The organism is Candidatus Nitrosopumilus sp., from assembly GCF_965223225.1.
Lineage (GTDB): Archaea > Thermoproteota > Nitrososphaeria > Nitrososphaerales > Nitrosopumilaceae > Nitrosopumilus.
Map to the genome: position 1 here is coordinate 120,209 of NZ_CBDCVU010000004.1, position 24,743 is coordinate 144,951.

Here is a 24,743-nt window from a genome sequence, read left to right on the forward strand (position 1 = left end):
AAAATCTACTTTTCTACATTTGCTATCTCTGCAAGCATTGCAGATAATTGAATTTCAGGATTTGCGCCAACTAGAATTCTATAATCGTATTTTGCAATTATCTCCAGAATCTCTGCCAAGTTAGAATGCTTTGATTTGAAGACTACCGAGTTGATGTATTTTAGAAAGTCTGATTCAGACATTCCGTATACTTTGATTAACTCAATCATCTTTTCTCTTGACTCTGCAACCTTTCCAGATAGCGCCAACTTTAGCACGTCTCCAACATCGCTAGTCTTTGAAAGTCCTGACGTGGCCTTTACGTTTGTCTCATTTATTGCACCCAAACTTGCAGTTGCCTGCAAGATGTTGATTGCGTGTCTTAGGTCTCCTTCTGAATAGTCATAGATTGCCTTTAATCCCTTCTTGTCTACTTTGACTTTCTCTTTTTTTGCAATCTCCTCTAGTCTGCCAATTACATCTTCTTCTGAAATTGAAGTAAACTTGAAGATTGCACACCTGCTCTGGATTGGATCGATTATCTTTGAAATATTATTAGCAATTAGTATGAATCTGCAAATCTTTGCAGTATCCTCGATGATCCTTCTAAGTGCAGTCTGAGCATCTGAAGTCATCTCATCGGCCTCATCTAGTATGATTATCTTAAATGGAACATCTGCCATGCCTGCAAATCTTGAAAACTTTTTTACCTTTTCTCGGACCATGCCGATTCCTCTTTCATCTGATGCGTTTAGCTCAAGTGTGTAGTCATTGGCATACTCTCCTAAAATCTGTCTTGTAATGCAAAGTGCAACAGTTGTTTTTCCTACTCCTGCCGATCCTGAAAACATTAGGTGCGGCATCTCTGTGGGATCTTTGATTAGGGCCTCGAGACTACCTACTATATCAGTCTGGTTTACTACCTCTGATAGTTTGGTAGGTCGATACTTTTCTACCCACATTCCTGCTTCTACGGACATACCAGTTCAATTGGCTCAAACCCCATTAATAAACCCGGATTGGTTATTGCAAAATACCTTACATTAAAATCTCAAAAATCGGTATTCATTGTGCGATCAGGCGGAGGTTAATTAGGATCAATTGATCTCACTAAATTGTTAATAGAATTGATCGATCCCATACATGAGGATCTAAGAGATGATAAGTGATCTCAAATGGAAATAGAGAAAGTAGCAAAAGTGCATTCTATTGGATATGCCCTAAAGGATGCTAAAGTTACAGTTAATCAAGATATCAAATTTAATGTTGCAGGAATGAAAACTGAAGGAACTCAAGGAGAGGTAATCAATATGCCCCAATGGATTGGCCAGATTCTGGCTGATAACAACTTGGCCACAATCGATGCTCCTGACATGATAACGGCACTCAAACAAGCCTTGTCAAAAGAAAAGATGGCAGGAGATTATCAAATATCTGGACTTGATCCACATTTCTACATTAAACTAAAGCAGTCCATGAAACATCTGAATCGAGATGATTTTGATCGCGTTGAAAGTATGATGCTTGAATTATTTAGGATGAGACGAGGCAAACTAGTAAAGCTTGCAGACTCTATCAAACTCAATTCTGATCTATACAACAAGCTAACAGTCGAGGAAAATATCTTTTACAAAACAATCTACGACAATAGCGTAGAGTTTGAAAAACAGATAAGGGGAGATCAAAATGAGTAAACAACAAACCAGCACTTTTACTGATTCTGCATTGTCTGATAAGGTAAGAGACTTTCTTACTAGATTCAAGGACAAGTTTGGAAATTACAAGTACATAGAGGCAATCGATGAGATGATGCCAAAGAATGCAAAATACATCATAGTCGATTACAATGATTTGGTATTGGAGCCAGAAATAGAAACCATGTTCTCTGATGATCCAGACAGAATCTTTGATGCTTTCTCCAGAGCAATCAAAGAAGCATTACAGATACGATTTCCTGAATATGCTGAAAAAATTAAAGATGAAGTTCGAGTAAGACTAGTAAATTATCCTCTACAAAGAAGTCTAAGACAAATCAATGCAGAGACAATTGGAAAAATTACCAGTGTCTCTGGAATGGTAGTGAGGGCATCTGAAGTAAAACCTCTTGCAAAAGAACTTGTTTTTGTTTGTCCTGATGAACACCAAACCAAAGTAATCCAACTAAAGGGAATGGATGTAAAAATCCCAGTAGTATGTGATAATCCAAACTGTAAGCAACGAGATTTTGAGCTAAAACCTGAGGCAAGCAAATTCATTGACTTTCAAATATTAAGACTCCAGGAACTTCCTGAGGATCTACCTCCTGGCCAACTTCCTCACTACATTGATGTTACAATTAGGCAAGACCTTGTCGATAATTCTCGTCCAGGTGATAGAATTATCCTAACTGGTATTGTTCGTGTTGAACAAGAATCTGTTTCAGGAGTGCAGAGAGGACACAGCGGATTATACAGATTAAGAATTGAAGGAAATAATATTGAATTTTTAGGTGGTCGTGGATCTAAAACATCTCGTAAAATAGAAAGAGAGGAAATTTCTCCTGAAGAAGAAAAAATGATCAAGGCATTAGGACAGAGTCCAGATGTATATCAGAGACTTATTGATTCGTTTGCACCCCATATTCAGGGACAGTCATTAATCAAAGAGGCGATTTTGTTGCTTATTGTAGGATCAAATCAAAGGCCCCTTGGAGATGGAAGTAAGATTAGGGGTGACATTAACGTATTTTTAGTCGGAGACCCTGGTACTGCAAAAAGTGAGATGCTAAAGTTTTGTGCAAGAATCGCACCAAGAGGGTTGTATACTTCAGGAAGAGGTTCAACTGCAGCAGGACTTACTGCTGCTGTAGTACGAGATAAAACCGGAATCATGATGCTTGAGGCAGGTGCAGTTGTTCTAGGTGATCAAGGTCTTGTAAGTATAGATGAATTTGATAAAATGAAACCTGAAGATAGAAGTGCCCTGCACGAGGTGATGGAACAGCAGTCAGCCAGTATTGCAAAGGGAGGTATTGTTGCAACACTTAATGCCCGAACTTCTATTTTGGCTGCAGCAAACCCAATGTATGGAAAATATGACCCATTCAAAAATATCACTGAAAATGTAAATCTCCCTATTCCATTGCTTACAAGATTTGATCTTATTTTTGTTGTAAGGGATATTCCTACCAAAGAAAGAGATGAAAAAATTGCAAGACACATTATTGAACTGCATACTCCTCAGGGAACAGACAAGCGCTCAGTTATTGATGTTGATTTACTGACAAAATATCTTGCGTACGCAAAACGTTCTTCACCTGATCTTACAAAAGAAGCAGAGGAGAAAATTCTAGACTATTATTTGCAAATGAGAAATGTAGAATCTGAAGAGATGATTACGGTTACTCCTAGACAACTTGAAGGAATTATTAGGTTGTCTACTGCCAGAGCAAGACTTCTGATGAAAGATAAAGTTGAAGAAGAAGATGCCGAACGCGCAATATTTCTAGTTCAGAGCATGTTGCAAGATGCGGGTGTTGATGTTAACACAGGTAAAGTTGATCTTGGTGTGCTACAAGGAAAACCCAGAAGTGAAGTATCCAAGATGCAGTTGTTCATGGATATCCTCAAAGGACTTGAAGGTGACAACAAGGTACCCGTTGAGGAAAAAGCGTTTGTCAAGGAACTTGAAAAGACTGAAAAATTCACAGAAGAAGAAGCAAGAAACTACATTAGAAGAATGCTCAGAGAAGCATCTATTTATGAATCAAAACCCGGTCATTATAACCGAGTATGAAAATAGCCAAATTAGTTCTACCTGATTCTGCAATTGAATTTCTACATTCTCAAGGCTTTGAAAAACTCTATCCGCCACAGGCAGATAGCGTAAAGTTGGGATTGATGGACGGAAAAAATATTCTTGTTTCTGCACCTACTGCAAGTGGAAAAACTCTGATAGCGATGCTTGCAATGCTAAGTCACCTCTCCAAAAATAATAGTGATAATGATGATTTTAATCATAATGGTATTGGCAAAAAGGTGATCTATCTAAGCCCTTTACGTGCATTGGCAGCTGAAAAATTTACAGAGTTCAAAAAACTAGAAAAGATTCCTTTAGGCAAAAAAATCAAGGTAGGAATTTCTACTGGGGATTTTGAGAATCTAGAAAAGAATCTAGAAAAAAACAATATTTTGATTTTGACTAATGAAAAAATGGATTCTATTATCAGGCACGGTGCTGAATGGATTGAGGATATTGGTCTGGTTATCAGTGATGAGGTCCACTTGATTGGAGATGAGAGTCGCGGTCCAACGTTGGAGATGATCTTAACTCAGCTAAAATTACTAGAAACAAAACCCCAGATTGTAGGTCTTAGCGCAACAATTACCAATTCTGAAGAACTAGCTGACTGGCTTGGATGTAATCTAGTAAAAAATGACTGGAGACCAGTACCGCTATCTGAAGGTGTGTGTGATGGAGGAGAAGTGACTATGAGTGATGGCAAAACATTTGAGGTTGAACGAAGCATACGTGGAACTCCTATTGACCTTGGGGTTCAGTCAGTAAAAGAAGGTGGGCAATCTCTTGTTTTTGCCGAAACTAGAACTCGTTCAAAATCTCTTGCAACAAAGGCAGCAGATGCAGTTTCCCAGGTTTTAGAAAAAAAAGATCTGAAAAATTTAGAGAAAACCTCAAAGAAAATCCTGTCTGAAAATGAACATACTGAATTAGTAAAGACACTTGCATTGCTCATAAAAAAAGGAGTTGCATTTCATCATGCTGGGCTTAACCAAAATTGCAGAGATACAATTGAAACAGAATTTCGTAAAGGGACAATCAAACTATTGTCTTCTACTCCTACCTTGGCAGCCGGAGTGAACCTTCCTGCCCGAAGAGTTGTAATCTCAAACATTAATAGATATAATGCAAAGGTTGGGGCAAACAGACCTATCAGTATTTTAGAATACAAGCAACTATGTGGAAGAGCAGGCAGACCGCAGTATGATGACTATGGTGAATCAATTATTGTTGGAAATGGAAACACTGAGGATCTGATTGACTATTACATTAATGGAGAACCTGAACCAATAATATCAAAGATAACTGATGACAAGTCTTTGCGTACTCATGTTCTGAGCGTTGTGGTCACAAATCCTGGAATCAAAAAAGATGAGATTCTGGAGTTTTTTTTGCAGACATTGGGTGGAATGCAATCACGCAAGCCCACCATAAAGTTTGCAATTGACATCTCATTGCGATTTCTTTCAAGCGAATATCTGATAGTAAAAAAAGGTGAAAGATATGCTGCAACAGAATTTGGAAAAAAGACATCAATGTTGTATATTGATCCTCTTACTGCAACGTCTTTTCGAGACGCAGTTGAAAATATCTCTCCAGATGGCAAACACACATTTGGATTTTTGCACCTGATATCAAAATGTGATGAATTCTTTCCAAAGTTTTCGCTACGGAACAAGGATTATGAGGCTGCCAGTGTCTTAATTGAGAACAATTCTTCAGAATTACTCGAATCTATTTCAGAATATGACTGCTCAAGAAGCCTACTTGCCTTAAATGCATGGATAACAGAATCTTCTGAGCTATCCCTTTCTGATAACTTGGGCATAGAATCTGGGGACATGCACAGGATGGCAGAGACTGCAAATTGGCTCTCTTACTGTCTACGGGAGATCTCAAAACATGTAGAGCGCGCAGATCTGCTGGATGAACTTGATAATCTTAGAAAAAGGATTGTCTACGGAATTCGTGAAGAACTGCTTGATCTTGTACGAGTCAAAGGAATTGGTAGGGTTCGAGCTAGAATTCTTTACAAAAACAATATCAGGAATCTGGATGATTTGACAAAAATTCCTGTGAATAAATTAGCAGAAATAGATAAAATTGGTTCAACAATTGCAGATAACATAAAGATTGAACTACGAAGGATTAGATATTGATTGAATTAGTACTCCCTGCAATTGTCTCTTGTATTGTTGCTTTTTTTGTAGTGTCTTTCTTTACTCCATTTTTAATAAAATTCCTCAAAAATAGAAATCTGGCAGTCCAAGATGTAAATAAGAAAGAGCATGTGATGGTAGTGCGTCCAGGTGGTCCTTCTATAATTGTAGGAATATTAGCATCTCAGTTAATTCTTTACGGATTTTTTCAGATAAATGAAATACTTGCGCTAATTATTACCACTTTTGCTGCATTTATTATTGGCTTTATAGATGATAGAAAAGTTATGGGTGGTTGGTTTAAACCTGTAACCCTTGCAATAGCTGCAATACCAATTCTTGTGTTTGGTGTGTATGATTCGGATTTGTCTTTTCCTTTATTTGGTTCGGTTCAGATACCTGCGCTCTACATTGCATTGATATTTTTGATGATACCAATTACAGGAAATACAATAAACTCCATTGATGTTCTAAATGGCGTTGCCAGTGGATTCATGGTGATTGCAAGCTTTACACTATCAATCTGTCTTTTCATTTTGGAAAATTATGAGATTGCCATAGTTAGTCTTCCTCTAGGTTTTGTCTCATTGGCATTTTACAAATTCCATAAAATTCCAAGCAAGATTTTTCCTGGTGATTCAGGCGCTTTAACATTGGGTGCAATGTATGGTTGTATTGCAATTATTGGCGGGGTGGAGATAATAGCCGCAGTCGTATTGTTGCCTGCAGTTATCAATTCATTTTTGTTTTTGTCTAGTGTAAAACGAATCGTAGAACACAGACAGCTAAAGGGAAAGCCAGTCGAACACACAGATGATATGAAACTAAAAGCCACAAATGACAAATCTGCTCCTGTAACTTTGGTTAGATTGATTCTTGCAGGTGGCCCTCTTTCTGAAAAACAAGTAGCAATGGCGATATTCAAACTCGCGGTGTTTTCTGGATCCTTGGCAATAATTACTGCATTAATGACAAGGGGGATTTCTATATGAAGGCAGGAATATTTGGATTTCTTTTTGCAATGTGGGTTCTAATTCTTATCGGAGGTGGAATAATGGTAACTGTACTGGGACCTATCTCTGTATCTGGATTTGGGGATCTAGATTGGCTTATCTCCTCTGGAATAAAGGCCATAATTGCAGTAATATTGGTTATACTGTGGATTTTGATATTATCTAAATTAAAAAACTGGATATTCAAAAAAGAAATTAATTCTTAATCTTCCTTCCATTTTCTTTGTTTTTTGTCATATTCTTCTCTAGTATATCGTATAGTTGCAGGAACTCCAATCACCACTGTATTGTCTGGAACATCTCTAGTAACCACTGCTCCCATTGCAACAACACTGTTCTCTCCTATTCTTACCCCTGCTTTGATTACTGATCTTGCACCAATAATTGCTCCGTCATCTATTGTCACTCCTACCATCTTATCACACATTGGATAAGGATCATTTGTGAGAACTGCTGCTGGTCCAATGAATACATTTTTTCCAATTCGTGAAAGAGGAGGAACGTATGCTTGTCCTTCAATCTTTGTATTTTCACCTATCTTTACATTATAATCGATATGTGCAAGGGATCCTATCTTTACATTGTCTCCAATTTCCACATCGTCTCCAACATATGCAAAATGCCAAATCCTGACATTTTTTCCAATCCTTGTCTTTTCTGAAATAAAATTTGTAACAGTCATGTTTTCACAAATGCCATGGTTTTCCTTTTGAAATTATCTTTTCAGGCAGTGCTTCTTTGTTGTTTTTAAGAAACTCCATTTCATGTTTTTTATCTCTTAATTCATCTGGAAGCATGATGGGTATCTCTTCAATAATAGGATAAAACCTAGAACATTTTGTACAAAATAATGCCCCTTCTGAAATTATGTCTTCTTTTGCTTTGCTTTCAAATAATTCTAAAGGATGGTTTTTATCAATTGGACATGCTAAAATATCAATCATTTTCCTATTCATTTTAGATCTAGGTATATTGGAACTCCTTTCTGACTAGATAAAAGTGCAGCTTCGGCAATTTTGGTAACATTGATTGCCTCCTGAGACAAAACTAGTTGTTGATTTTTACCTTCAATTGCTCCCAAAAAACTTTGAATTTCTAGTAATAGTGGCTCTTTCTTTTCATTTTGGATTGTAGTACTTTCTTCATTTTTTTCTATAATGATCTCTTGTGTTATAAAATCTGATGAAATTACTGCGTCTGTACATACTGCATTGAATTTTCTGATTTTTTTCGGAGTAATCCAATTTGATGAAATAATGGCAACTTTGTCATCGCTGTATCCTAGCATGATGCTTGCAAAATCCTCATGTTCATGTCTTATTTTACCTGCTCTTGCAAATACCACATGTGGCATGTCTCCAAATAACCAGTTTGCAGTATCAATATCATGTACAGATGTATCGTAGATTATTCCAACATCTTTTATATGTAAAGGCATTCTATTTTCTCGATGAAATTCTAACATGACTAACTCTCCGTATTTTTTTTCATCAATGATTGTCTTTACTGTATCTACTGCTGGATTGAATCGTTCAATGTATCCACATGTGAGAATAACTTTATTTTTTTGTGCAAGCTTTGCAAGCATCTCTCCATCTTCAGCTTTGTAAGTCATTGGTTTTTCAACAAAAACATGTTTTTTTGCTTCCAGCAATTTTTTTGCAATCTTTACATGAGTTGATGTAGGTGTTGCAATTATAGCTCCATCAAACTCCTCTGATGCTATCACGTCATCTATTGATTGAAAACTCTTCACAGAATATTTTTCTGCATATTCTCTGCTTCTGTTACTATCTGAATCGCATATTGCTGTTAGTACTCCTAACTGGCTCAAAATTCTGGTATGGTTCTTACCCCATCCTCCAGTTCCTATCTGCACAATTTTCATCTAATACACCGCAGTTAACCAATGTGCAAACGAATCATGTTGATTCATTACGATGTCTGTATATTCTTGCATCATCTTTTTTGTAATGTCTCCTGGCTTTTTGTTTCCTATTATCTGTGAGTCTATGGATGTGACTGGCGTGATCTCCGCAGCTGTTCCAGTCAAAAAAACCTCTTCTGCAGCTAATAGCTCACTTCTTGTGATGTTTCTTTCCAGGACTTCTATGTCTAAGTCTTTTGCCACTTTAATTATTGCATCACGTGTTATTCCATCAAGTGCAGATGATGTAAGTAACGGTGTCAATAATTGACCATTTTTTACAATAAAGATATTCTCACCTGGGGCCTCACTGACATTTCCTACATGATCAAGTAATATTGCCTCATCAACTCCATTTCTCTTTGCTTCTTGTGTTGCAATTATTGAATTAAGATAATTTCCTCCCATCTTTGCTTGTGTTGGTGTTGATGCATCTGAAAATTTTCTCCACGACACAATCCCTGCACTTATGCCATTTTTGTTAAATAGATCTCCAAAAGGAAAAGAAAAGATTGCAACACTGGTAGGTGCATCCTTGGTAACATGCAAGTTTATTCCGTAATCTCCAACAAAATAAAATGGTCTTATGTAGCAAGATTTTTTTATTTTATTTTTTTTGCATATTCCTATTATTGCATTGGTAATTTCCTCATCAGAAAAATTTAATGAAATATTATAAAACTGACCTGACCTTCTGAATCTTTCTACGTGTTCTTCAAGTCTGAATATGAACAAGTTCTTTTCATTCCAATATGCTCTAATTCCTTCAAAGATTGAGGTTCCATAATGAATTGCATGAGTTGTAATGGGAACCTTAGCTTTTTCTACTGGAATATATTTTCCATCAAACCAAACATATTTTGAAAGTGGAAGCTTCATAGTAAAATTTTATCAAAGTGCGTATTAATCTATTTTCAATTACAATAATTTTTTTGAAATTATTGATACTTACAATCATCCCCTCTGCTAAATAATATGTATTAGAAGAATTCTTTGTGATTTAGTCTAACTGTCATTTGTTTTTTGACCATCCTTCCTTTGGAAATTTCATTCCTGCAACTCTTGTGGTTTCATCTTCCATTTTTGCAAATTTCTGGACTGTTTCCCAGTCTTCTTCTATTATTTTTACAACACTTTTTGGAACGTCTTCCTTCCAAGATGATGATTTATTGTCTAATGCTGCCTCATAGAGCTTTTCTTTTACAGATGTGGCAGATAATGAGCGTCTTTTTCCAATTTTTGGCTTTAATCTGTAAATTTTCAGCATGTATCCTTCTGCTTTGTCTCCTGTGTATGAAAAATAATCTCCTTCAACTCCTCTGAGAACCTGTTTTCTTAATTGCCATGACTTTGGTGACAAAAGTGGGGGCATGTATTTTTTAAATGGCGCAAAAAACGCATAGTCGTCTGTAACGTTTACTTTATCTCCAAAAACTGCCTTTAGCATTTTCTTTCTAGTTTGAAAGTTAAATGGAAAGCTTTTACTGTTGATTTCTCTTTTATCATCTTTGAAAACTACTGGCATTACTTTTACCTTGTCTGCTTTGTCTATTAGTTCTGAAATTATCTCCACATGAGCATTTGTTACAGGATTTAAGTGAGCAAGATAGAGAGCAGTGATCAAACTGATCTGAACTTGTGAATCTGATATTTCAATGATGGCCTGATTTTTTTATCCGTATGATTCGTATTTGACTTCAAAGCTTCCGTCTTCACGTTTGTCATGTTCTGTTACGAATCCTTTTGGTTTTAAGAAATCCATTACTCCATCTATTGTTCCTTGCCATCCACAAACATAGAATATTGTATTCTCTTTTGTGATCTTATCTCCAATTAACTCTTCTAGTGGCGAAATTCCATTCTCTCTTGGTCTTAGAAATGTCTCAACTCTTCCTACTTGACCTGACCAAGATCTGTTAAACCATTCTTGTGGTCTACTTATTGCTGCTCTGTATCTGAAATTCCAAACATCTTTACCTTTTGCAATACTCTCATTTTCTAAATCAGTTAACAAATCTTTGTAGCTTAATTCATCAACATAACTAGCACCGTGTAAAACAATAATCTCTCGTTTATCTCCTGTGTCATGCAAGTGTTGAGCAAAACTGACAAATGGTGCAATACCTGTACCTCCGCCTATACAGACAATTCTTCTGTTGTCTTTTTCTCCATTTGGCAATTCTTCACTAATTAGCAGTGCTCGTCCAGTTGGTTTTAACCAAAGAATTTCACTACCTTCTTTTGCGTTAAATATTTGCGTAGTCAATCTTCCTGGAAGTGGTTTTCTAACCCATCTGATAACAAGCTCAATGTAATCTCTATTTTCTGGATGAGATGCAATTGAATATGCTCTTCTTACAATCTTTCCACCTTCTGTCGGATTAGGTAACCCTAATGTGATAAACTGTCCTGTTTTGTATTCAGGTACTGGACCGTCTTTTGGAACAAATCTGATTATTACAAGATCTTCTTTTAACAATTGAACATAAGTGACAGTTGCTTTGTTATCCACTACCATAACGATTCAATCACCATATTGACGGTTAAATATATTGTGTTAATCGTATAAACTAAATCTGAATTAACCGCTAAACGTTAATAACCAATTTGAAAAATCTTATTCAATCAGAATTCTGATAATGGGCCGGTCGTCTAGTCTGGTAGGATAGGTGCATGGCATGCATCGGATCAAGGGTTCAAATCCCTTCCGGTCCACTAATTTCTTTTATTCTTACCATTAATTTTTTCATCTCTAAATCCTCATCTTTTTCAATAAACTCCTTCATCTTGCTATCTGAAATTGGAATTTTCAAATCAATCATTGCCTGAAGTCCGCTCTTTCTAACCTCTAGATTTGGATCAAAAATTGACTTAAGTATTATCTCTTTGGCCTCATGAGCTTTTAGATATCCTAAAGCACCCACTATGCAGGATCTAACCATAGATCGTTCATCATTTGCAAGTCTCATGATTTCTGGAATTGAATCCACATCATTTCTATTTGCCAATACTAATGCTGAAAAACCTCTGATGTTTTTACTTGGTGAACCAAGTGCCTTTACTAAGAATTTTGTAATTTTCATTTTGTTTAGTATGAGCCAACTAAAGGCTTCTCCTCTTACTTCAATATCGTCATCATCTAATCTTGAAATTATTTTTTCAATAATATTTTCGTCCTCGGTTTCAGGCAAACCCTCTAATATTCTAATTTTTTCTTTACTATTGCCAAATTCCAAAACTTTCATAATATTTTCCAAGTTCTCATTAAATTCAATTTTTACTGTTAATAACAGTTCAATTCTTTCAATTTTTTTCATTTGATTCTGAAAAAATCCTCTTAGCTTTAAATTATCCTTAAATACCTAAAATCGTATGTCAACCGAAGCCAGAGACACCATATTCATTGGTAAGAAACCATTGATGGCATATGTAACATCAACGCTAATTCAATTGGCAAACTTGCCTGCCGTCAACATCAAAGCTAGAGGACTCAGCATTGGACGTGCTGTGGATGTAGCTCAAATCATTGCACGAAAAACTGAAAATGCAGGATACTCTATAGGCGAAATTAAAATTGGCTCAGAGTCATTAGAATCGCAAGACGGTAGAACTAGAAACGTTTCAACAATAGAAATTGAAGTAAAGAGAAATCAAGCATAAAGAAACTTTACTTGAAATTTTTTCTTTTATTCTCTTTTTGTAAATCTATATTTTTTCTCCATGTCTTTGAATTTTGAGAGTTCTACCAAGTCGTTAAACTGATCAAAATTTACAACTTTTTGTTTGTATTTTGTAGTTGTTCCGGATTTCTTTAACTCTTTTAATATATTCAAAGTTGCATAGGTGTTGGCATACAATACTGATAGGGGATAAAGTATGATATTAAATCCCATTTTAGATAATGTTTCTGAAGGAGTCAGTGGTGTTTCTCCTCCCTCAATCATATTTGCAACTAGTGGCGCGTTAATCTCCTTCCCAATCCTCTCCATTTCTTTTATTGATTTTGGTGCTTCAACGAAAATTACATCCGCTCCAGTCTTTTTGTTTTGTAATCCTCGTTCGATTGCCGCATCTAGTCCTTCTGTTGCTCTTGCATCTGTTCTTGCAACAATTATGAATTCTTTACTTTCTCTTGCATCCATTGCTGCTGATAATTTTTCAGTATATTCTTCTTGTGATACTACTTCTTTTCCCTGCATGTGGCCACACCTTTTTGGCCATTTCTGATCTTCAAGAAATATACCTGATGCTCCAGCCGCTTCTAACTCTTTAACTAATTTCCAAACACTCAGCGCGTTTCCATATCCTGTATCTGAATCAACAATTACGGGTACTGTTGATGCTCTGCAAATTCTTCTTGCATTGTCTATTGTTTCTGTTGCACCGATGAATCCATAATCTGGCATTCCAAACAAAGATGCAGATGTGCCGTATCCAGTTTGAAACATAGCTTCAAATCCTACTTTATTGGCAATCTTGGCACTAATTGCATCGTAAACCCCTGGAATGACAAGTGGTTTTTTTGATTTTAACATTCTACGTAAACTTTTCACGTTTCTATTTTTTCACTGAATTATTTATGATTTTAAAAATTCTTGTATTATTTCGTGATGTCTACATCTCTTGTTTCTGGATTGATTTTTGCACCAATCAAAATAATCACCGAACCAATTATCACATTTATTCCTAGAAATATTGGAATCAATTCAACTCCTTTGGATATCATTGTCACTGCAATTAATGGCGCCCACGAACCAAAAATCAAACCCCCATTGTAAATAAATCCACTTGCACTATTGCGTACTTCCGTAGGGAATCTTTCAGACAAAAATGCAGGTATTGGTCCAAATCCCGTAGTTGCAACCATTATCAGAATTATTGTATATGCTATTCTTTCAAAAACAGTCTCCGAATAATACAATCCAAAAAATGCAGGAATTGCAACAATAATGGCTGCTATTGCAAAAATTGAAATTGTTTTCTTCCTGCCAATTTTTTGGCTAAGATATCCCGTAAATATTTGTCCAAACAAGGATGTAGTTGTAGCCACTATCATCAACATCGAAACTTGAAATTGTTCTACTTCAACGTAATTTTGCAAAAATGTTGGATAAAATCCAATTGAGGTATAATATGCATACATCAGACCGGTCATCAAAATAAGAGAAAAAATGAATTTCTTTCTGCCGTCTTTGTTGGAAAGTAGTTTCTTTAGTGGTGCTTTTTCTGTTTTCTTGCTTTCTTGTTTTTTTAGCCAGACCTCTGACTCATTCATCTTAAATCTGACAAATAAAGCAACTATGCCAGGAATTATTCCTGTGAAAAACATCACTCTCCAACCAATGTCTACAAATTGTTCTTCTGGAAATAATGACACGGCTCCAAAAAATACCACTGATGCAAGTACAAATCCAAAATTAAAACCACTTTGCAAAAATCCTGAAAGTATTCCTCTTTTTTCTTTGGGTACTGTTTCCATAGTTATTACAGCTCCGCTGCCCCATTCGCCTCCTGCAAAAAATCCCTGCATGAATCTTAATCCAATTAGTAAAATTGGAGCAAGAACACCTACCATTTGCCAAGTTGGTAGTAGTCCTGTTGCAAACGTTGCAGCCGAAAAACCCATTATAGTAATTATCATAGCTTTTTTTCGTCCATGTTTGTCCCCAAAGTTTCCAAAAAATGCTCCTCCAAAAGGTCTCATAATTAAAGTGATGATGTAAGCTGCAAAGGTAGTCAATAGTGAAAATGTTGGGTCCTCAGCAGGAAAAAATAATGTGCTAATTAATGGAATTACAAGTAACATCAACACCAGGTCGTATCCATCTAATGACCAACCTAACCACGATCCAAAAACTATGGACTTCTGCTGTCTAGTAAGTGAGGTCATTACCAGATATGAAAAAAGAGATTAATTTCTACTTTTCAAATTTTATTCTTATTCAATTTTGCTCTCTTTCCCCTTCTTCTGAGAATTCATTTGATCAATTTTAGCTAATTCTTCTTGAAGGAATTTTTTATATTTTTGAGTTTCTTCTTCTGTCATATTTGTAATATTTGAACTAAGAATAGATCCCATTGTAGATATTTTTTCAAGAAGATCCATTGCTACAAATTTTCCGACATTTCCTAATCTGAACAAAACGTCTAATTGTTTTTTCACAATTTCATTTATCTTGTCTACGTCTTGGGCTGTTTCCACACCTTTTTTGGTTAGCTGATACCTACCTTCTGTTTCTTCAATTAACTCTTCATCTAACAATCTTCCAAGTAGCGGATAGATTAATCCCGGTGATGGTTTCCAAACACCATTGCTTTGCTCTACTGCATAATCAATTATTTCTTTTCCAGTATGGGGCTTCTCTTTCAATAATTCTAAAATGAAATACCTGGAAAATCCTCTCGGTACTGAGCTTCCTACTCTTTGAAACCATTCTGATATCATCACTAGCAATATCACTAGTGATATATTTGAATATTTCGAAGATTTTTTGTCAATTACTACATATTTAACCCGCTCTTAGCAAGGTTGTCTGAAAAATGGTTGATTCTGTAGATTTTGATCTAATAATATGTGGATCTGGCCTTGCAGGCTTGCGAGCAGCAATAGCTGCTGCAAAGAAGGGACCTAATCTCAAAATTGGCATTGTTTCTAAATTACAAGTCATGCGTTCACACTCTGTTTCTGCAGAGGGCGGAACTGCAGCTGTACTATTTGAAGATGAAGGAGATACAATCGAGTCTCATGTTTATGACACTGTAAAAGGAAGTGATTTTCTAGCAGATCAAGATGTGGCAGAGAGACTTTGTGTGGAGATGCCAAAGGAAGTGCATCAATTAGAACACTGGGGAATGCCTTGGTCTAGAAGAACCGATGGAAGAATTGATCAAAGGAATTTTGGAGGATACAGCTTTCCTAGAGCAACTTATGCTTCTGATAAAGTTGGATTTTTTGAAATGCAAACATTGTATGACACTTGCCAAAAATTTGAAAATATTGAATATCTAAATGAGTGGTTTGTAACTTCGATTATTCATGATCAAAAACAATTCATGGGAGTTACTGCAATTGAATTGTCCTCTGGTACATTTTATACAATAAAGGGCAAAGCTTTGATAATTGCAACTGGTGGGGCAGGACGCTTATACAGCTTTTCAACTTATGCATTATCTTCTACTCCTGACGGTCTTGATATGGGATTACGTGCTGGAATGGCCCTTAAAGATATGGAATTTGTACAATTCCATCCAACTGGAATTTTACCTTCAGGTATTTTGATTACAGAAGGTGCACGAGGTGAAGGTGGTTATTTGTTAAATAACAAAGGAGAACGATTCATGAAAAAATATGCTGCAAGTAAAATGGAGTTGGCACCACGTGATATTGTTTCAAGATCAATCATGACTGAAATTTTAGAAGGACGTGGGTTTAAGCATGAAACCGGTGTTGATTGTATGAAACTGGATTTACGACACATTGGCGATGAAAAAATTAAAGAAAAATTAGGAGGAATCCGAGAGATATCCATAAAATTTTCAGGAATTGATCCTGCTCAAGAACTACTAGACATTAGACCAGTATGTCACTATATGATGGGAGGTCTACATACTGACATTAATGGTGCAACAGAAATTCAAGGAGTTTGGGCTGCAGGTGAGGCAGCTTGTAATAGTGTACATGGTTCAAATCGCCTTGGTGCTAATTCTACATCTGAATGTATTGTGTGGGGTAAAGTAACAGGAGAATTGGCAGTAGATTATATTCAAAATCTTACTTCATCAAATCCATGGCCACATCATTTGGTTGCATCTGAAGAAAAAAGAATCTATGATGGAATCTTTAGAGGCAATGGTAATGCCAATCCATATGAGATAAGACAAGAATTAACCGATACTATGAATGAAAAAGCATACGTTTACCGAAACGAGACTGATCTAGTTGCAGGTCTTAAGAAAATTCGAGAATTAAAAAAACAAACTTGGAAACATGTTGATGATAAAGCAAAAGAGTATAACACAAATTTCACCAATGTTATGGAGTTAGATTCCATGTTCCGTGTAGCAGAAATTGTTTTACTTGGTGCCATTAACAGAAAAGAATCTCGTGGAGCACATGCCAGAACTGATTATACTAAACGTGATGATGCAAACTTTTTACATCATACCCTTGCTTATTATGATCCAAACGAACCAATTATGAAAACCCACCCTGTCACAATTACTAAGTATCAACCAGTGGAGAGAAAATACTAGATGACTCAAGACGAACATAAAGAAGGCATCAAAGGGATGGCAAATCCTGGACGATTTGGAATTGAACGAGTAGCGTATTGGTTAATGCGATTAAGTGGACTGGGACTTTTGGCATATTTTATAGGTCATATTTATGAAACAAGCAACATTCTTCGAGGACGAGTTGGATGGGATGAATTCATGGATCTCATTGGAGGCACTGAGGGACACATCATCATGTCCATTGTAATTGCTATGTGTGTTTTTCATACTGTAAATGGAATTCGAGTGATGTTAGGACATGGTGGAGTCGGTGTTGGAAAACCTGCTAGACCTGATTATCCGTATGATCCAGCATCCCAAAACTACCGACATAAGATAGGGATTTATTCTGCAATTATTCTTGCAGCAATTGCAATGATGTATGGTATGGCAGTAATGTTTGGTGAATGATATGAGAGAAAGTACAATTATGAAAATTCATTATGGGACTGCTTTGGCAGCTGTTGCTTTGGTAGCTGTCCATATTCTAATGCGTATGACACAAGGATATGCTGAATCATTAGATTATGAAAATGTGCTTGCAAATTACAGGTTTATTCCATACGCAATAATGTTGGAACTAATCCTCATTTTACTATCTATTCATGGATTCAATGGTCTTAGAGTTATCTTATTAGAATTAAAACAAGGAAAGGCCTATGAAAAAGCTGTATCTTATGGTTGTTTTGCAGCAATGATTGCATTGATAGCATATGGTTCCAGAACAATTATTATGACAAACATGGGGATGGTATAGAAGTGGCTCAAGTTTCTAGTATTGCAGATGAACAGACATCTACTCCTTTATCTCCATCAAAATCTATCACTCTAAGAATTGCCAGATTTAATCCAGAAAAAGATGATTCTAGCAAGTTTATGGAATTTTCAATCCCTTATGAGAAATGGACTACAGTTCTAGAAGCAATCTTAGAGGTGAAAAAACATTTTGATCATTCTGTGGCCGTTAGATATTCCTGTAGACAAGCAACATGTGGTTCATGTGGCATGATAATTAATGGAAAACCAAGACTAGCATGCTTTACAAAAATTAGTGAACTTGATTCTGATATAGTTACAGTGGAACCTATGAACAACTTTCCTATTATTCGAGATCTCGCAGTTAAATTCGAAAGATTATTTGATACTCATCATAAGATCAAACCCTATCTTATACGAGATGACACTGAATTAGAATCCGATGCAAAAGAATTCTTACAATCTCCTGAAGAATTGGAACAATACATACAGTTTGCCAATTGTATCAAATGTGGATTGTGTAATTCTGCTTGTCCTACTATGGCTACTGATTCTTCATTTGTTGGTCCACAAGCATTGGCCCAAGCATATAGGTATGTTGCAGATAGTAGAGATAAAGGAAAAGATTCTAGATTAAAGGTTATTGACGAATCTCACGGAATCTGGAGATGTCATTTTGCTGGTTCTTGTAGTCAAGTTTGTCCTAAGGGTGTTGATCCTGCAATGGGTATCCAACTACTAAGAGGCTACCTGCTAGGATTTAGAAGTTAACCTAATTTTTTAGGATTTGGACTGTTGTTTACTTGATTGTTTATCTGTTCTGCCATAAAGTGATTTGAAACATTCACTTTGACATTATCTACTCCATCAACTTTTAACAGATTATCGTGTATGTCTTGACAAATCTTGAATCCAAAAACAGCAGGACAGAAAGGACTGGTCAAGTGTAAATCAACCTTTACATCATTATTGTTAATATCCACTTCGTCAATTAATTCCAATTCGACAATTGAGGTATTGATTTCAGGATCTACTATTTTTGATAACTCGTCAAAGATCTTGACTCTAAGCTGTTTGATATCTTGGCTCATGTCGGCAAAAGCATCGATGCTATATATAACCATTCTAGAACCCTAGGTAATGTATCGTTCTCGTTTGAACTCTGATTTGAGTGGTATTACTTTAGAATATGTTTCATCAATCAGAGATGATTCTCAAATAGCACTCTACGATATTATTGGCAGTCAAGCACATACCTTGATGTTATACCAAAATGAAATTATTTCAAAAGTAGATGTAACAAAAATATTATCTGCTCTAGAAGATTTGAAGAAATCTGAATTTGGTGATATTGAATCCTCTGATACTGAAGACATACATGAATTAATTGAATCCTTGGTAATTCAAAAAGCAGGTATGGCCAGTGGTGGCAAAATGCATACTGCAAGATCAAGAAATGATCAGGTTGTATTGGATTTAAGAATGAAGATTCGAGATGATATTCTTGTTTTATGTAACTGTATTTTAGATACATCTGAAGCACTGGTTTCTGTAGCTAAAGATAATCAAAAAACAATAATGCCTCTTTACACACATCTTCAACAAGCTCAGGCAGGTCTTTTATCTCACTATTTTTTGGCACATGCTGATGTGCTACTTCGTGATTTTGAAAGACTTTATGAAACATTTCAGAGAGTAAATCACAGTCCCTTGGGTGCAGGACCTGTTGGTGGAACTAGCATCCCAATAGATAGACAAAGTACAGCTTCCATGTTAGGTTTTGATAGTATTGTGGAAAATTCTATTGATGCTACAAGTACTCGCGATTTTGTTTTGGAATATGTGTCCGTTGTTTCAATCTTGATGACTAACTTGAGTAAGATTGCAGAGGATTTTGTTATTTGGTCTACCTCTGAATTTTCTTTTATTGAACTTGCTGATGAGTTCACATCTCCTTCAAGTGTTATGCCTCAAAAGAAAAATCCTGATATTTTGGAATTAACAAGAGGAAAAACTGCAGAAGTTATCGGAAATTTGACTATGATGTTGACAACCGTCAAGGGTCTTGCATCTGGATATGGACGAGATTTACAGCAAATCAAATCTTCTATTTGGTCTACCTCTAAAATTTCAATCAGTGCATTGATTATTATGAAATCAATCTTGCTTACACTCAAAATAAATAAAAAACAAATGAAGAAAGTAACAGAATCTAGTAATCTTGTGGCACTTGATGTTGCTGAAAAACTAGTTCAAAAAGGAATCCCATTTAGAATAACTCATAAAATTGCAGGATTATTAACACAATATGCTCATCAATCAAAAAAACCCGTTTCTAAATTATCTATGATTGACATAAAAAATTCTGTTAAAGATACTGAAGTTGATCCAAAGGTCTTGTCTGCAATTATTTCCGATATCACTGTTGTCTCCTCTTTAAAAGAGAGAAAGTCTTTTGGTTCTTCAGGTTACGATGAACAAAAAAGAATGATCAAGGATAGGGTCCAAAAAATTAATGATCTTAGAACTAATGTGACAAGTCTTGAAAACCATATCCAATCCTCACTTGCATCCTTACAAAGTCAAATAGATTCTATAACTAAAAAGAAAAAGTAGCGGGTCTAAAGGGATTCGGACCCTTGACAACCGGATTAAAAGTCCGGTGCGCTACCTGGCTGCGCCATAGACCCTCACGAAAATCTCCTTCGTGTATAATTTAGTCTTTTACAAAATTTTTTGTTATGGCAGAAACTTTTAATCTGGCAATTTTGCTCCAACTACTTGTGCCCTTGTAGTATAGCCCGGTCTAGAATTCGGCCCTGTCACGGCTGAGACGCGTGTTCAAATCCCGCCGAGGGCGCCACTAAATTTTTTATTTTTACGATCTATCTAGACATAAATCAATATTTTATGATAAATTGTGGTGTTAAATTAGAAATCGGCACTATTCTTACACGAATATTAAAATTCAGGGAATTTCAGATAATTTTGATGTCTGAGGAAAAGAAAGACCTTATAGCAGAGTCAAAAACTACTGCAGAATCAGCATCTGAAGAAACTAAGGCACCTGAAGAAACTTTTGCCCCTAAAGAAGATAAAACAGGTGAGGCAGCAGCCAAAGCAGAGGCTGCACTAAAAGCAGCTGAAGAGGCAGAAGCTGCAGCCAGGGAAGCACTTGAAAGAGCAACCAAAGCCAAAGCCGAAGCAGAAGCAGCAGCTGAAGCAGAATACAAGGCAATTGCAGATGAAGTAAAAGCTGATAATGCAAAAGGTCTTGATTATACCTTCAAACGTCAAGGCGAAGAAATTTTTAGACGAGAAATGGGAGAACCTGAATTTTTCTTGGCAAAAAAAGATAGATTTCCAAGGCCAATACTGTCAGCTGAGGAACAAGAATCTCTTACTAGGAAGGCAGAGATTCCACAAGATCAAACTCCTCAATATGTTCCTGAACATGTTCTGAGTCCCGAATTCGGTGGACTTTCAAATTATGAAAGGGGAGTGGATTCATTTATGGAAGAGGCAAAAGAAAAACTTGAAAAATTAAAGAATAATCCAGAATCAACTGAAAAAGAAATTAATGATGCAGAAAATGAAATTACCTATTTAGAATCATTGCACGAAAATTATTTTATTGGAATGAATGTTTTTAGGACAGCCAAAGATGGAAGAAAGAAGGTAAAATCTTAAGGTTGATGAAATATGAATAATGTAAGTTTTGATGTAATGAATGCACGAGTTACCTTCAAGAATGTACCTCTCTTTGCTTTATCTAAATTTGCTTTCAAAGATGTAATTGCAGCTGCCAAAGAATTTAAAAAAATTCCTGGTGTTGATGAATGTGTAATAATTCAAACTGCAAGCAGAGTTGAAATTTTTACTGTAAGCAATGTTAAAACTGAAGATTCTCCTGATGTAAGAAGAGCAGAAGGTAAAACTCTTGTCCTAAACAAGATTAAGGATACGTGGGTTTCTTTGTCCTCCCTAGAACAAATTGACATTGATCATTTTGATCAAACCTTGGAAGTTTACAAGGGTGACGATGTATATCTTCATCTTTTACGTTTAGCTTCTGGTGTTGATTCTATAGTTGTAGGTAAACAAGAAGTATATGATGAAATTGAAGAGGCATTTTCTAAAGCCAAAGAAGAAGACCTTTCTGGAAAAATTCTTAACAAATTGTTTGAAAGCGTAATGCGCTTGTCTCGTAGAATGAGAGATAGTACTGGTATTTCTAATGATGTTATTTCTTTAGGTGATGTTGCAGTAAAACTTGTTGATGAGAAAGCAGGACTTGATGCAAAGAAAAAAGTATTACTTGTTGGAACTGGTGAACCTGCTGCCATGATTGCAAAAACCCTAAACGAAAAAGAAATCAAATTTGATGTCACTAGCAGAACACTCGAACGTGCGACAGGGTTCTCCACATTGCTAGGTGGAACTCCAGTTAATTTTGATGATGTTTTGGCAGGATTTGATAAATACGATATCATTTTTGTTGCAACTACTTCTGATTACTTTTTGATTACTTTTGATAGAATAAGACTTGTCATGGAAGAAAAGAAAAAAGGAACTTTGATTCTAGATATCTCTGATCCAAGAACCGTCGATGAAGGAATAACTGCACTTCCTGGAATCAAACTTTTGTTTAGAGACCAAGTTGCAGAAATTTATGAAGAGAGTGCCAAAGCAAGATCTGGCATTGTACCTGCCATTGAAAAAATCATTGCAAAAGAGATTCCAATTCTATCTGCAACCATGCAGCGATTGGATTCTTAATTTTCTATAATCCGGATTTTCTTAGTAAGAACTGCATTATTGCTTCTTTTGAATAATCAATTCCGTGCTCTTCATCTGTGTGGTTCCTAAAATCTTCTATTACTTTTTCTATTTCCCCTTCTGCAACAAAATCACATTCAAAACCATAATCCATACACTTGAGTTTTGCCATACTTTTATGAAAAATCCTCACTATAAAAATCCACAGGTATGTCTCGTATAGTGATAAATTAGTTTTTTATTATATAGGATGTCTTATGGCAGCAGTTTTATCCATATGATTCGTACTTGATCGCAAAACTACCATCTGGTTTTTTGTCATGTTCAGTTACAAATCCTTTGGGACCTAGATAATCAATTACCCCGTCAATGGTTCCTTGATACCCACAAATGTAAATTATTGTGTTTTCTGGGGTTATCTCTTCTCCAACCATTTCTTCAACAGGTGACAGACCTGTTTTTTTATCTGGTTTGAAAAATGATTCAACCCTTCCCACGTGACCATTCCAAGATCTGTTGAAAAATTCTTTTGGTCTACTTATTGCTGCTCTGTATCTAAAATTCCATTGATCTCTTCCCCTCTTCTCACTTTCCATTTCTAAATCTGTCAATAATCGTTTATAGCTTAATTCATCCACATAACTGGCACCGTGCAAAACAACTACCTCTCTTTTGTCATTAGTATCGTGAAAATGTTTTGCAAATGCAATAAATGGTGCTAGTCCTGTTCCTCCACCAACACAGATGACTCGTCTGTTATCTTTTTGTCCATTTGGTAATATGTCACTAATCTGAAGAGCCGCGCCAGTAGGATCTCCTAAAAATACTTCATCACCTACATTTGCATAAAATAGTTCTGTGGTTACACGACCTGGTAATGGTTTTCTAACCCATCTAATTACGAATTCAAAATAATCTCTGTTTTCAGCATGTGATGCTATAGAATATGCTCTTCTAACAATTTTTTTCTCAGATGGTATTGGTAGGCCAATTGTCAAAAACTGCCCTGTTTTGTATTCGGGCATTCCATTTTCTGGAACCAATCGTATCACAACAAGATCCTCCTTTAGTAGTTCCATGTATGTTATTTTTGCCTTGTTTTCAGTTACCATCGAAAGAATTTTTCCTGACTTTGGATAAATATATTTCTCTTATGACTGTTAATACATTCGGTATTTTCTACTACTTTTTGATTTTGGATTTATTTTATTTCTTAATCTGAGCCATTATTTCATCCAGAATTTTCTTGTTTGCTGCTGCAATAAATGATACTCTTGTCTCATAACTAAGGTCTGCATCAAGTGGATTTAGATCTGCATCTAATAGTAATCCGCCTGCTTCTTTTACGATCAAGTATCCCGCAGCAATATCTTGTATTCTTATTTTTCCTCTCAAATCAATAAAAATATCCATTAGACCTCTTGCAAATAATGCCATTTCTAATGCATTGGCTCCAAAGTGTCTAGTGTGGTTGTGATTTTCAAAAATGGGATGTAGTTGCTTCATTAATTCTGTTGTTGCGCCAGATGTGTTTATGCCAACTATCTTGTAAATTGGTTCTGCATCATTTACCTGTATTTGCTGATTGTCAAGAAATGAGCCCTTATTTTTTGAAGCCCAATACATCTCCCCATTTGCCAAGTTTGTAATCACTCCATCTGTGATTGAACTAAGTTTATTTTCAGTTGCAAAAGCAAGTGAACTACAAAAAAACGGAACTCCACGTACAGCATTTGCAGAACCATCTATGGCATCCATTATGACATAACCTTTGGGATTTTTTGATAATTCTACTCTGCCACATTCTTCACCAAGTACAACGCATTCAAAGTTAATTTCTTTTAGATAATCTAAAACAGTTCTTTCTGCAGTGATATCTATATTGCGAGATATGTCTCCTCCAGCCCCCACGCCAAAGTCACCTGCAGCATGTTCTGTTCCTGCAAGATCTTTTACGTTTTCATAGATTCTATTTGATACTTCGCGAAGGATCTCAATAACTTCCACATGAAATATTTTCATCCTCGTAATTTAAGTGAAGTAAATAATTTTGAAAGCATAAATAACAATAAACAAGGT

28 protein-coding genes and 3 tRNA genes are annotated in these 24,743 nt (G+C 35.9%); 15 read left to right on the forward strand and 16 right to left on the reverse strand.

Annotated features, from left to right (window positions below; translation table 11 throughout):
• Nucleotides 1-5: 5 nt before the first annotated feature.
• Complete coding sequence (locus ACOQN3_RS00985; RefSeq protein ID WP_420544633.1) at nt 6-959, reverse strand: replication factor C small subunit; 954 nt, start codon at nt 957-959, stop codon at nt 6-8.
• Nucleotides 960-1,154: 195 nt separating this feature from the next.
• On the opposite strand from ACOQN3_RS00985, the gene ACOQN3_RS00990 reads away from it, so the two are divergent.
• From ACOQN3_RS00990 to ACOQN3_RS01010, 5 genes are read left to right on the forward strand one after another with little or no spacing between them, the layout of a single operon-like run.
• Nucleotides 1,155-1,673, forward strand: a complete 519-nt coding sequence (locus ACOQN3_RS00990) for a hypothetical protein (RefSeq protein ID WP_420544634.1) — start codon at nt 1,155-1,157, stop codon at nt 1,671-1,673.
• Nucleotides 1,666-3,753, forward strand: a complete 2,088-nt coding sequence (locus ACOQN3_RS00995; protein ID WP_420544635.1) for a minichromosome maintenance protein MCM — start codon at nt 1,666-1,668, stop codon at nt 3,751-3,753. Before ACOQN3_RS00990 ends, ACOQN3_RS00995 begins: the two co-directional genes overlap by 8 nt.
• Nucleotides 3,750-5,915, forward strand: coding sequence for a DEAD/DEAH box helicase (locus ACOQN3_RS01000; RefSeq protein ID WP_420544636.1), 2,166 nt, complete (start codon nt 3,750-3,752; stop codon nt 5,913-5,915). Before ACOQN3_RS00995 ends, ACOQN3_RS01000 begins: the two co-directional genes overlap by 4 nt.
• Nucleotides 5,912-6,907: an MraY family glycosyltransferase gene (locus ACOQN3_RS01005; RefSeq protein ID WP_420544637.1), complete on the forward strand. Its 996-nt coding sequence runs from the start codon at nt 5,912-5,914 to the stop codon at nt 6,905-6,907. Before ACOQN3_RS01000 ends, ACOQN3_RS01005 begins: the two co-directional genes overlap by 4 nt.
• A complete protein-coding gene (locus ACOQN3_RS01010; RefSeq protein WP_420544638.1) occupies nt 6,904-7,134 on the forward strand; it encodes a hypothetical protein in 231 nt (76 codons plus the stop codon). The genes ACOQN3_RS01005 and ACOQN3_RS01010 overlap by 4 nt, the downstream gene beginning before the upstream one ends.
• Here the strand turns inward: ACOQN3_RS01010 and ACOQN3_RS01015 are convergent.
• From ACOQN3_RS01015 to ACOQN3_RS01040, 6 genes are all read right to left on the reverse strand, one after another.
• Nucleotides 7,131-7,610 (reverse strand): acyltransferase, encoded by a 480-nt coding sequence (locus tag ACOQN3_RS01015; protein WP_420544639.1) that lies wholly within the window; start codon nt 7,608-7,610, stop codon nt 7,131-7,133. The genes ACOQN3_RS01010 and ACOQN3_RS01015 overlap by 4 nt on opposite strands.
• A 4-nt stretch (nt 7,611-7,614) precedes the next feature.
• Nucleotides 7,615-7,872 carry a Trm112 family protein gene (locus ACOQN3_RS01020; RefSeq protein WP_420544640.1) on the reverse strand — a complete coding sequence of 86 codons (258 nt, stop codon included), beginning with the start codon at nt 7,870-7,872 and terminating at the stop codon, nt 7,615-7,617.
• A gap of 8 nt (nt 7,873-7,880) precedes the next feature.
• The gene (locus tag ACOQN3_RS01025; RefSeq protein WP_420544641.1) at nt 7,881-8,816 is read right to left on the reverse strand and encodes a Gfo/Idh/MocA family protein; all 936 of its coding nucleotides are present in this window, start codon (nt 8,814-8,816) and stop codon (nt 7,881-7,883) included.
• Complete coding sequence (locus ACOQN3_RS01030; protein WP_420544642.1) at nt 8,817-9,734, reverse strand: branched-chain amino acid transaminase; 918 nt, start codon at nt 9,732-9,734, stop codon at nt 8,817-8,819. It abuts the gene before it with no gap.
• 133 nt (nt 9,735-9,867) lie between these two features.
• Nucleotides 9,868-10,479 (reverse strand): hypothetical protein, encoded by a 612-nt coding sequence (locus ACOQN3_RS01035; RefSeq protein ID WP_420544643.1) that lies wholly within the window; start codon nt 10,477-10,479, stop codon nt 9,868-9,870.
• 48 nt (nt 10,480-10,527) lie between these two features.
• A complete protein-coding gene (locus ACOQN3_RS01040; protein ID WP_420544644.1) occupies nt 10,528-11,373 on the reverse strand; it encodes an FAD-binding oxidoreductase in 846 nt (281 codons plus the stop codon).
• A gap of 123 nt (nt 11,374-11,496) precedes the next feature.
• Between ACOQN3_RS01040 and ACOQN3_RS01045 the strand changes: the two genes are divergently transcribed.
• Nucleotides 11,497-11,570: transfer RNA gene (locus tag ACOQN3_RS01045), tRNA-Ala, on the forward strand.
• On the opposite strand, the gene ACOQN3_RS01050 is transcribed toward ACOQN3_RS01045, so the two are convergent.
• On the reverse strand, nt 11,552-12,172 hold the full coding sequence (locus tag ACOQN3_RS01050) for a HEAT repeat domain-containing protein (RefSeq protein WP_420544645.1): 621 nt from the start codon (nt 12,170-12,172) through the stop codon (nt 11,552-11,554). The two genes, ACOQN3_RS01045 and ACOQN3_RS01050, sit on opposite strands and share 19 nt — an antisense overlap.
• A gap of 55 nt (nt 12,173-12,227) precedes the next feature.
• On the opposite strand from ACOQN3_RS01050, the gene ACOQN3_RS01055 reads away from it, so the two are divergent.
• Nucleotides 12,228-12,515, forward strand: coding sequence for a DNA-binding protein (locus ACOQN3_RS01055; RefSeq protein WP_420544646.1), 288 nt, complete (start codon nt 12,228-12,230; stop codon nt 12,513-12,515).
• Between the two features lie 26 nt (nt 12,516-12,541).
• Here the strand turns inward: ACOQN3_RS01055 and ACOQN3_RS01060 are convergent, their stop codons facing one another.
• The 3 genes from ACOQN3_RS01060 to ACOQN3_RS01070 form a co-directional block, all read right to left on the reverse strand.
• Nucleotides 12,542-13,390 carry an isocitrate lyase/PEP mutase family protein gene (locus ACOQN3_RS01060; RefSeq protein WP_420546574.1) on the reverse strand — a complete coding sequence of 283 codons (849 nt, stop codon included), beginning with the start codon at nt 13,388-13,390 and terminating at the stop codon, nt 12,542-12,544.
• A 65-nt stretch (nt 13,391-13,455) separates the two neighbouring features.
• Nucleotides 13,456-14,745: an MFS transporter gene (locus tag ACOQN3_RS01065; RefSeq protein WP_420544647.1), complete on the reverse strand. Its 1,290-nt coding sequence runs from the start codon at nt 14,743-14,745 to the stop codon at nt 13,456-13,458.
• A 48-nt stretch (nt 14,746-14,793) separates the two neighbouring features.
• Nucleotides 14,794-15,300 carry a PadR family transcriptional regulator gene (locus ACOQN3_RS01070; protein WP_420546575.1) on the reverse strand — a complete coding sequence of 169 codons (507 nt, stop codon included), beginning with the start codon at nt 15,298-15,300 and terminating at the stop codon, nt 14,794-14,796.
• A 95-nt stretch (nt 15,301-15,395) separates the two neighbouring features.
• Here ACOQN3_RS01070 and ACOQN3_RS01075 point away from each other — a divergent pair, with 95 nt between their 5' ends.
• The 4 genes from ACOQN3_RS01075 to ACOQN3_RS01090 are packed head-to-tail and all read left to right on the forward strand — an operon-like array spanning nt 15,396 to nt 18,656.
• Nucleotides 15,396-17,108, forward strand: coding sequence for a succinate dehydrogenase/fumarate reductase flavoprotein subunit (locus ACOQN3_RS01075; RefSeq protein WP_420544648.1), 1,713 nt, complete (start codon nt 15,396-15,398; stop codon nt 17,106-17,108).
• Nucleotides 17,109-17,540, forward strand: coding sequence for a succinate dehydrogenase (locus tag ACOQN3_RS01080; RefSeq protein WP_420544649.1), 432 nt, complete (start codon nt 17,109-17,111; stop codon nt 17,538-17,540).
• 1 nt (nt 17,541) lies between these two features.
• A complete protein-coding gene (locus tag ACOQN3_RS01085) occupies nt 17,542-17,886 on the forward strand; it encodes a succinate dehydrogenase (RefSeq protein ID WP_420544650.1) in 345 nt (114 codons plus the stop codon).
• Nucleotides 17,887-17,888: 2 nt separating this feature from the next.
• On the forward strand, nt 17,889-18,656 hold the full coding sequence (locus ACOQN3_RS01090) for a succinate dehydrogenase/fumarate reductase iron-sulfur subunit (protein ID WP_420544651.1): 768 nt from the start codon (nt 17,889-17,891) through the stop codon (nt 18,654-18,656).
• Here ACOQN3_RS01090 and ACOQN3_RS01095 read toward each other — a convergent pair.
• A complete protein-coding gene (locus ACOQN3_RS01095) occupies nt 18,653-18,976 on the reverse strand; it encodes a metal-sulfur cluster assembly factor (protein WP_420544652.1) in 324 nt (107 codons plus the stop codon). The genes ACOQN3_RS01090 and ACOQN3_RS01095 overlap by 4 nt on opposite strands.
• Nucleotides 18,977-19,025: 49 nt before the next feature.
• On the opposite strand from ACOQN3_RS01095, the gene argH reads away from it, so the two are divergent.
• A complete protein-coding gene (gene argH / locus ACOQN3_RS01100) occupies nt 19,026-20,501 on the forward strand; it encodes an argininosuccinate lyase (RefSeq protein WP_420544653.1) in 1,476 nt (491 codons plus the stop codon).
• On the opposite strand, the gene ACOQN3_RS01105 is transcribed toward argH, so the two are convergent.
• A tRNA-Lys gene (locus tag ACOQN3_RS01105) sits at nt 20,502-20,575 on the reverse strand.
• Nucleotides 20,576-20,670: 95 nt separating this feature from the next.
• Here ACOQN3_RS01105 and ACOQN3_RS01110 point away from each other — a divergent pair.
• The 3 genes from ACOQN3_RS01110 (at nt 20,671) to ACOQN3_RS01120 (ending at nt 22,664) form a co-directional block, all read left to right on the forward strand.
• Nucleotides 20,671-20,748, forward strand: a tRNA-Asp gene (locus ACOQN3_RS01110).
• A 128-nt stretch (nt 20,749-20,876) separates the two neighbouring features.
• The gene (locus ACOQN3_RS01115; protein WP_420544654.1) at nt 20,877-21,575 is read left to right on the forward strand and encodes a hypothetical protein; all 699 of its coding nucleotides are present in this window, start codon (nt 20,877-20,879) and stop codon (nt 21,573-21,575) included.
• A 12-nt stretch (nt 21,576-21,587) separates the two neighbouring features.
• On the forward strand, nt 21,588-22,664 hold the full coding sequence (locus ACOQN3_RS01120; protein WP_420544655.1) for a glutamyl-tRNA reductase: 1,077 nt from the start codon (nt 21,588-21,590) through the stop codon (nt 22,662-22,664).
• Nucleotides 22,665-22,668: 4 nt separating this feature from the next.
• On the opposite strand, the gene ACOQN3_RS01125 is transcribed toward ACOQN3_RS01120, so the two are convergent.
• From ACOQN3_RS01125 to ACOQN3_RS01135, 3 genes are all read right to left on the reverse strand, one after another.
• The gene (locus tag ACOQN3_RS01125) at nt 22,669-22,836 is read right to left on the reverse strand and encodes a DUF1059 domain-containing protein (protein WP_420544656.1); all 168 of its coding nucleotides are present in this window, start codon (nt 22,834-22,836) and stop codon (nt 22,669-22,671) included.
• Nucleotides 22,837-22,933: 97 nt separating this feature from the next.
• Nucleotides 22,934-23,776, reverse strand: coding sequence for an FAD-binding oxidoreductase (locus ACOQN3_RS01130; RefSeq protein ID WP_420544657.1), 843 nt, complete (start codon nt 23,774-23,776; stop codon nt 22,934-22,936).
• Between the two features lie 94 nt (nt 23,777-23,870).
• The gene (locus ACOQN3_RS01135; RefSeq protein ID WP_420544658.1) at nt 23,871-24,671 is read right to left on the reverse strand and encodes an inositol monophosphatase family protein; all 801 of its coding nucleotides are present in this window, start codon (nt 24,669-24,671) and stop codon (nt 23,871-23,873) included.
• Nucleotides 24,672-24,743 lie beyond the last annotated feature (72 nt).

What these genes read in the sequence shown, in the direction of transcription:
- ACOQN3_RS01010 (WP_420544638.1), top strand. Translation starts at nt 6,904, where the DNA reads ATGAAGGCAGGAATATTTGGATTTCTTTTTGCAATGTGGGTTCTAATT.
- ACOQN3_RS01125 (WP_420544656.1), bottom strand. Translation starts at nt 22,836, where the DNA reads ATGGCAAAACTCAAGTGTATGGATTATGGTTTTGAATGTGATTTTGTT.
- ACOQN3_RS00995 (WP_420544635.1), top strand. Translation starts at nt 1,666, where the DNA reads ATGAGTAAACAACAAACCAGCACTTTTACTGATTCTGCATTGTCTGAT.
- ACOQN3_RS01070 (WP_420546575.1), bottom strand. Translation starts at nt 15,300, where the DNA reads ATGATATCAGAATGGTTTCAAAGAGTAGGAAGCTCAGTACCGAGAGGA.
- ACOQN3_RS01065 (WP_420544647.1), bottom strand. Translation starts at nt 14,745, where the DNA reads ATGACCTCACTTACTAGACAGCAGAAGTCCATAGTTTTTGGATCGTGG.
- ACOQN3_RS01030 (WP_420544642.1), bottom strand. Translation starts at nt 9,734, where the DNA reads ATGAAGCTTCCACTTTCAAAATATGTTTGGTTTGATGGAAAATATATT.
- ACOQN3_RS01050 (WP_420544645.1), bottom strand. Translation starts at nt 12,172, where the DNA reads ATGAAAAAAATTGAAAGAATTGAACTGTTATTAACAGTAAAAATTGAA.
- ACOQN3_RS01000 (WP_420544636.1), top strand. Translation starts at nt 3,750, where the DNA reads ATGAAAATAGCCAAATTAGTTCTACCTGATTCTGCAATTGAATTTCTA.
- ACOQN3_RS01095 (WP_420544652.1), bottom strand. Translation starts at nt 18,976, where the DNA reads ATGAGCCAAGATATCAAACAGCTTAGAGTCAAGATCTTTGACGAGTTA.
- ACOQN3_RS01120 (WP_420544655.1), top strand. Translation starts at nt 21,588, where the DNA reads ATGAATAATGTAAGTTTTGATGTAATGAATGCACGAGTTACCTTCAAG.
- ACOQN3_RS01130 (WP_420544657.1), bottom strand. Translation starts at nt 23,776, where the DNA reads ATGGTAACTGAAAACAAGGCAAAAATAACATACATGGAACTACTAAAG.
- ACOQN3_RS01025 (WP_420544641.1), bottom strand. Translation starts at nt 8,816, where the DNA reads ATGAAAATTGTGCAGATAGGAACTGGAGGATGGGGTAAGAACCATACC.
- ACOQN3_RS01115 (WP_420544654.1), top strand. Translation starts at nt 20,877, where the DNA reads ATGTCTGAGGAAAAGAAAGACCTTATAGCAGAGTCAAAAACTACTGCA.
- argH (WP_420544653.1), top strand. Translation starts at nt 19,026, where the DNA reads ATGTATCGTTCTCGTTTGAACTCTGATTTGAGTGGTATTACTTTAGAA.
- ACOQN3_RS01085 (WP_420544650.1), top strand. Translation starts at nt 17,542, where the DNA reads ATGAGAGAAAGTACAATTATGAAAATTCATTATGGGACTGCTTTGGCA.
- ACOQN3_RS01060 (WP_420546574.1), bottom strand. Translation starts at nt 13,390, where the DNA reads ATGTTAAAATCAAAAAAACCACTTGTCATTCCAGGGGTTTACGATGCA.
- ACOQN3_RS01020 (WP_420544640.1), bottom strand. Translation starts at nt 7,872, where the DNA reads ATGATTGATATTTTAGCATGTCCAATTGATAAAAACCATCCTTTAGAA.
- ACOQN3_RS01080 (WP_420544649.1), top strand. Translation starts at nt 17,109, where the DNA reads ATGACTCAAGACGAACATAAAGAAGGCATCAAAGGGATGGCAAATCCT.
- ACOQN3_RS01040 (WP_420544644.1), bottom strand. Translation starts at nt 11,373, where the DNA reads ATGGTAGTGGATAACAAAGCAACTGTCACTTATGTTCAATTGTTAAAA.
- ACOQN3_RS01075 (WP_420544648.1), top strand. Translation starts at nt 15,396, where the DNA reads ATGGTTGATTCTGTAGATTTTGATCTAATAATATGTGGATCTGGCCTT.
- ACOQN3_RS01055 (WP_420544646.1), top strand. Translation starts at nt 12,228, where the DNA reads ATGTCAACCGAAGCCAGAGACACCATATTCATTGGTAAGAAACCATTG.
- ACOQN3_RS01015 (WP_420544639.1), bottom strand. Translation starts at nt 7,610, where the DNA reads ATGACTGTTACAAATTTTATTTCAGAAAAGACAAGGATTGGAAAAAAT.
- ACOQN3_RS00990 (WP_420544634.1), top strand. Translation starts at nt 1,155, where the DNA reads ATGGAAATAGAGAAAGTAGCAAAAGTGCATTCTATTGGATATGCCCTA.
- ACOQN3_RS00985 (WP_420544633.1), bottom strand. Translation starts at nt 959, where the DNA reads ATGTCCGTAGAAGCAGGAATGTGGGTAGAAAAGTATCGACCTACCAAA.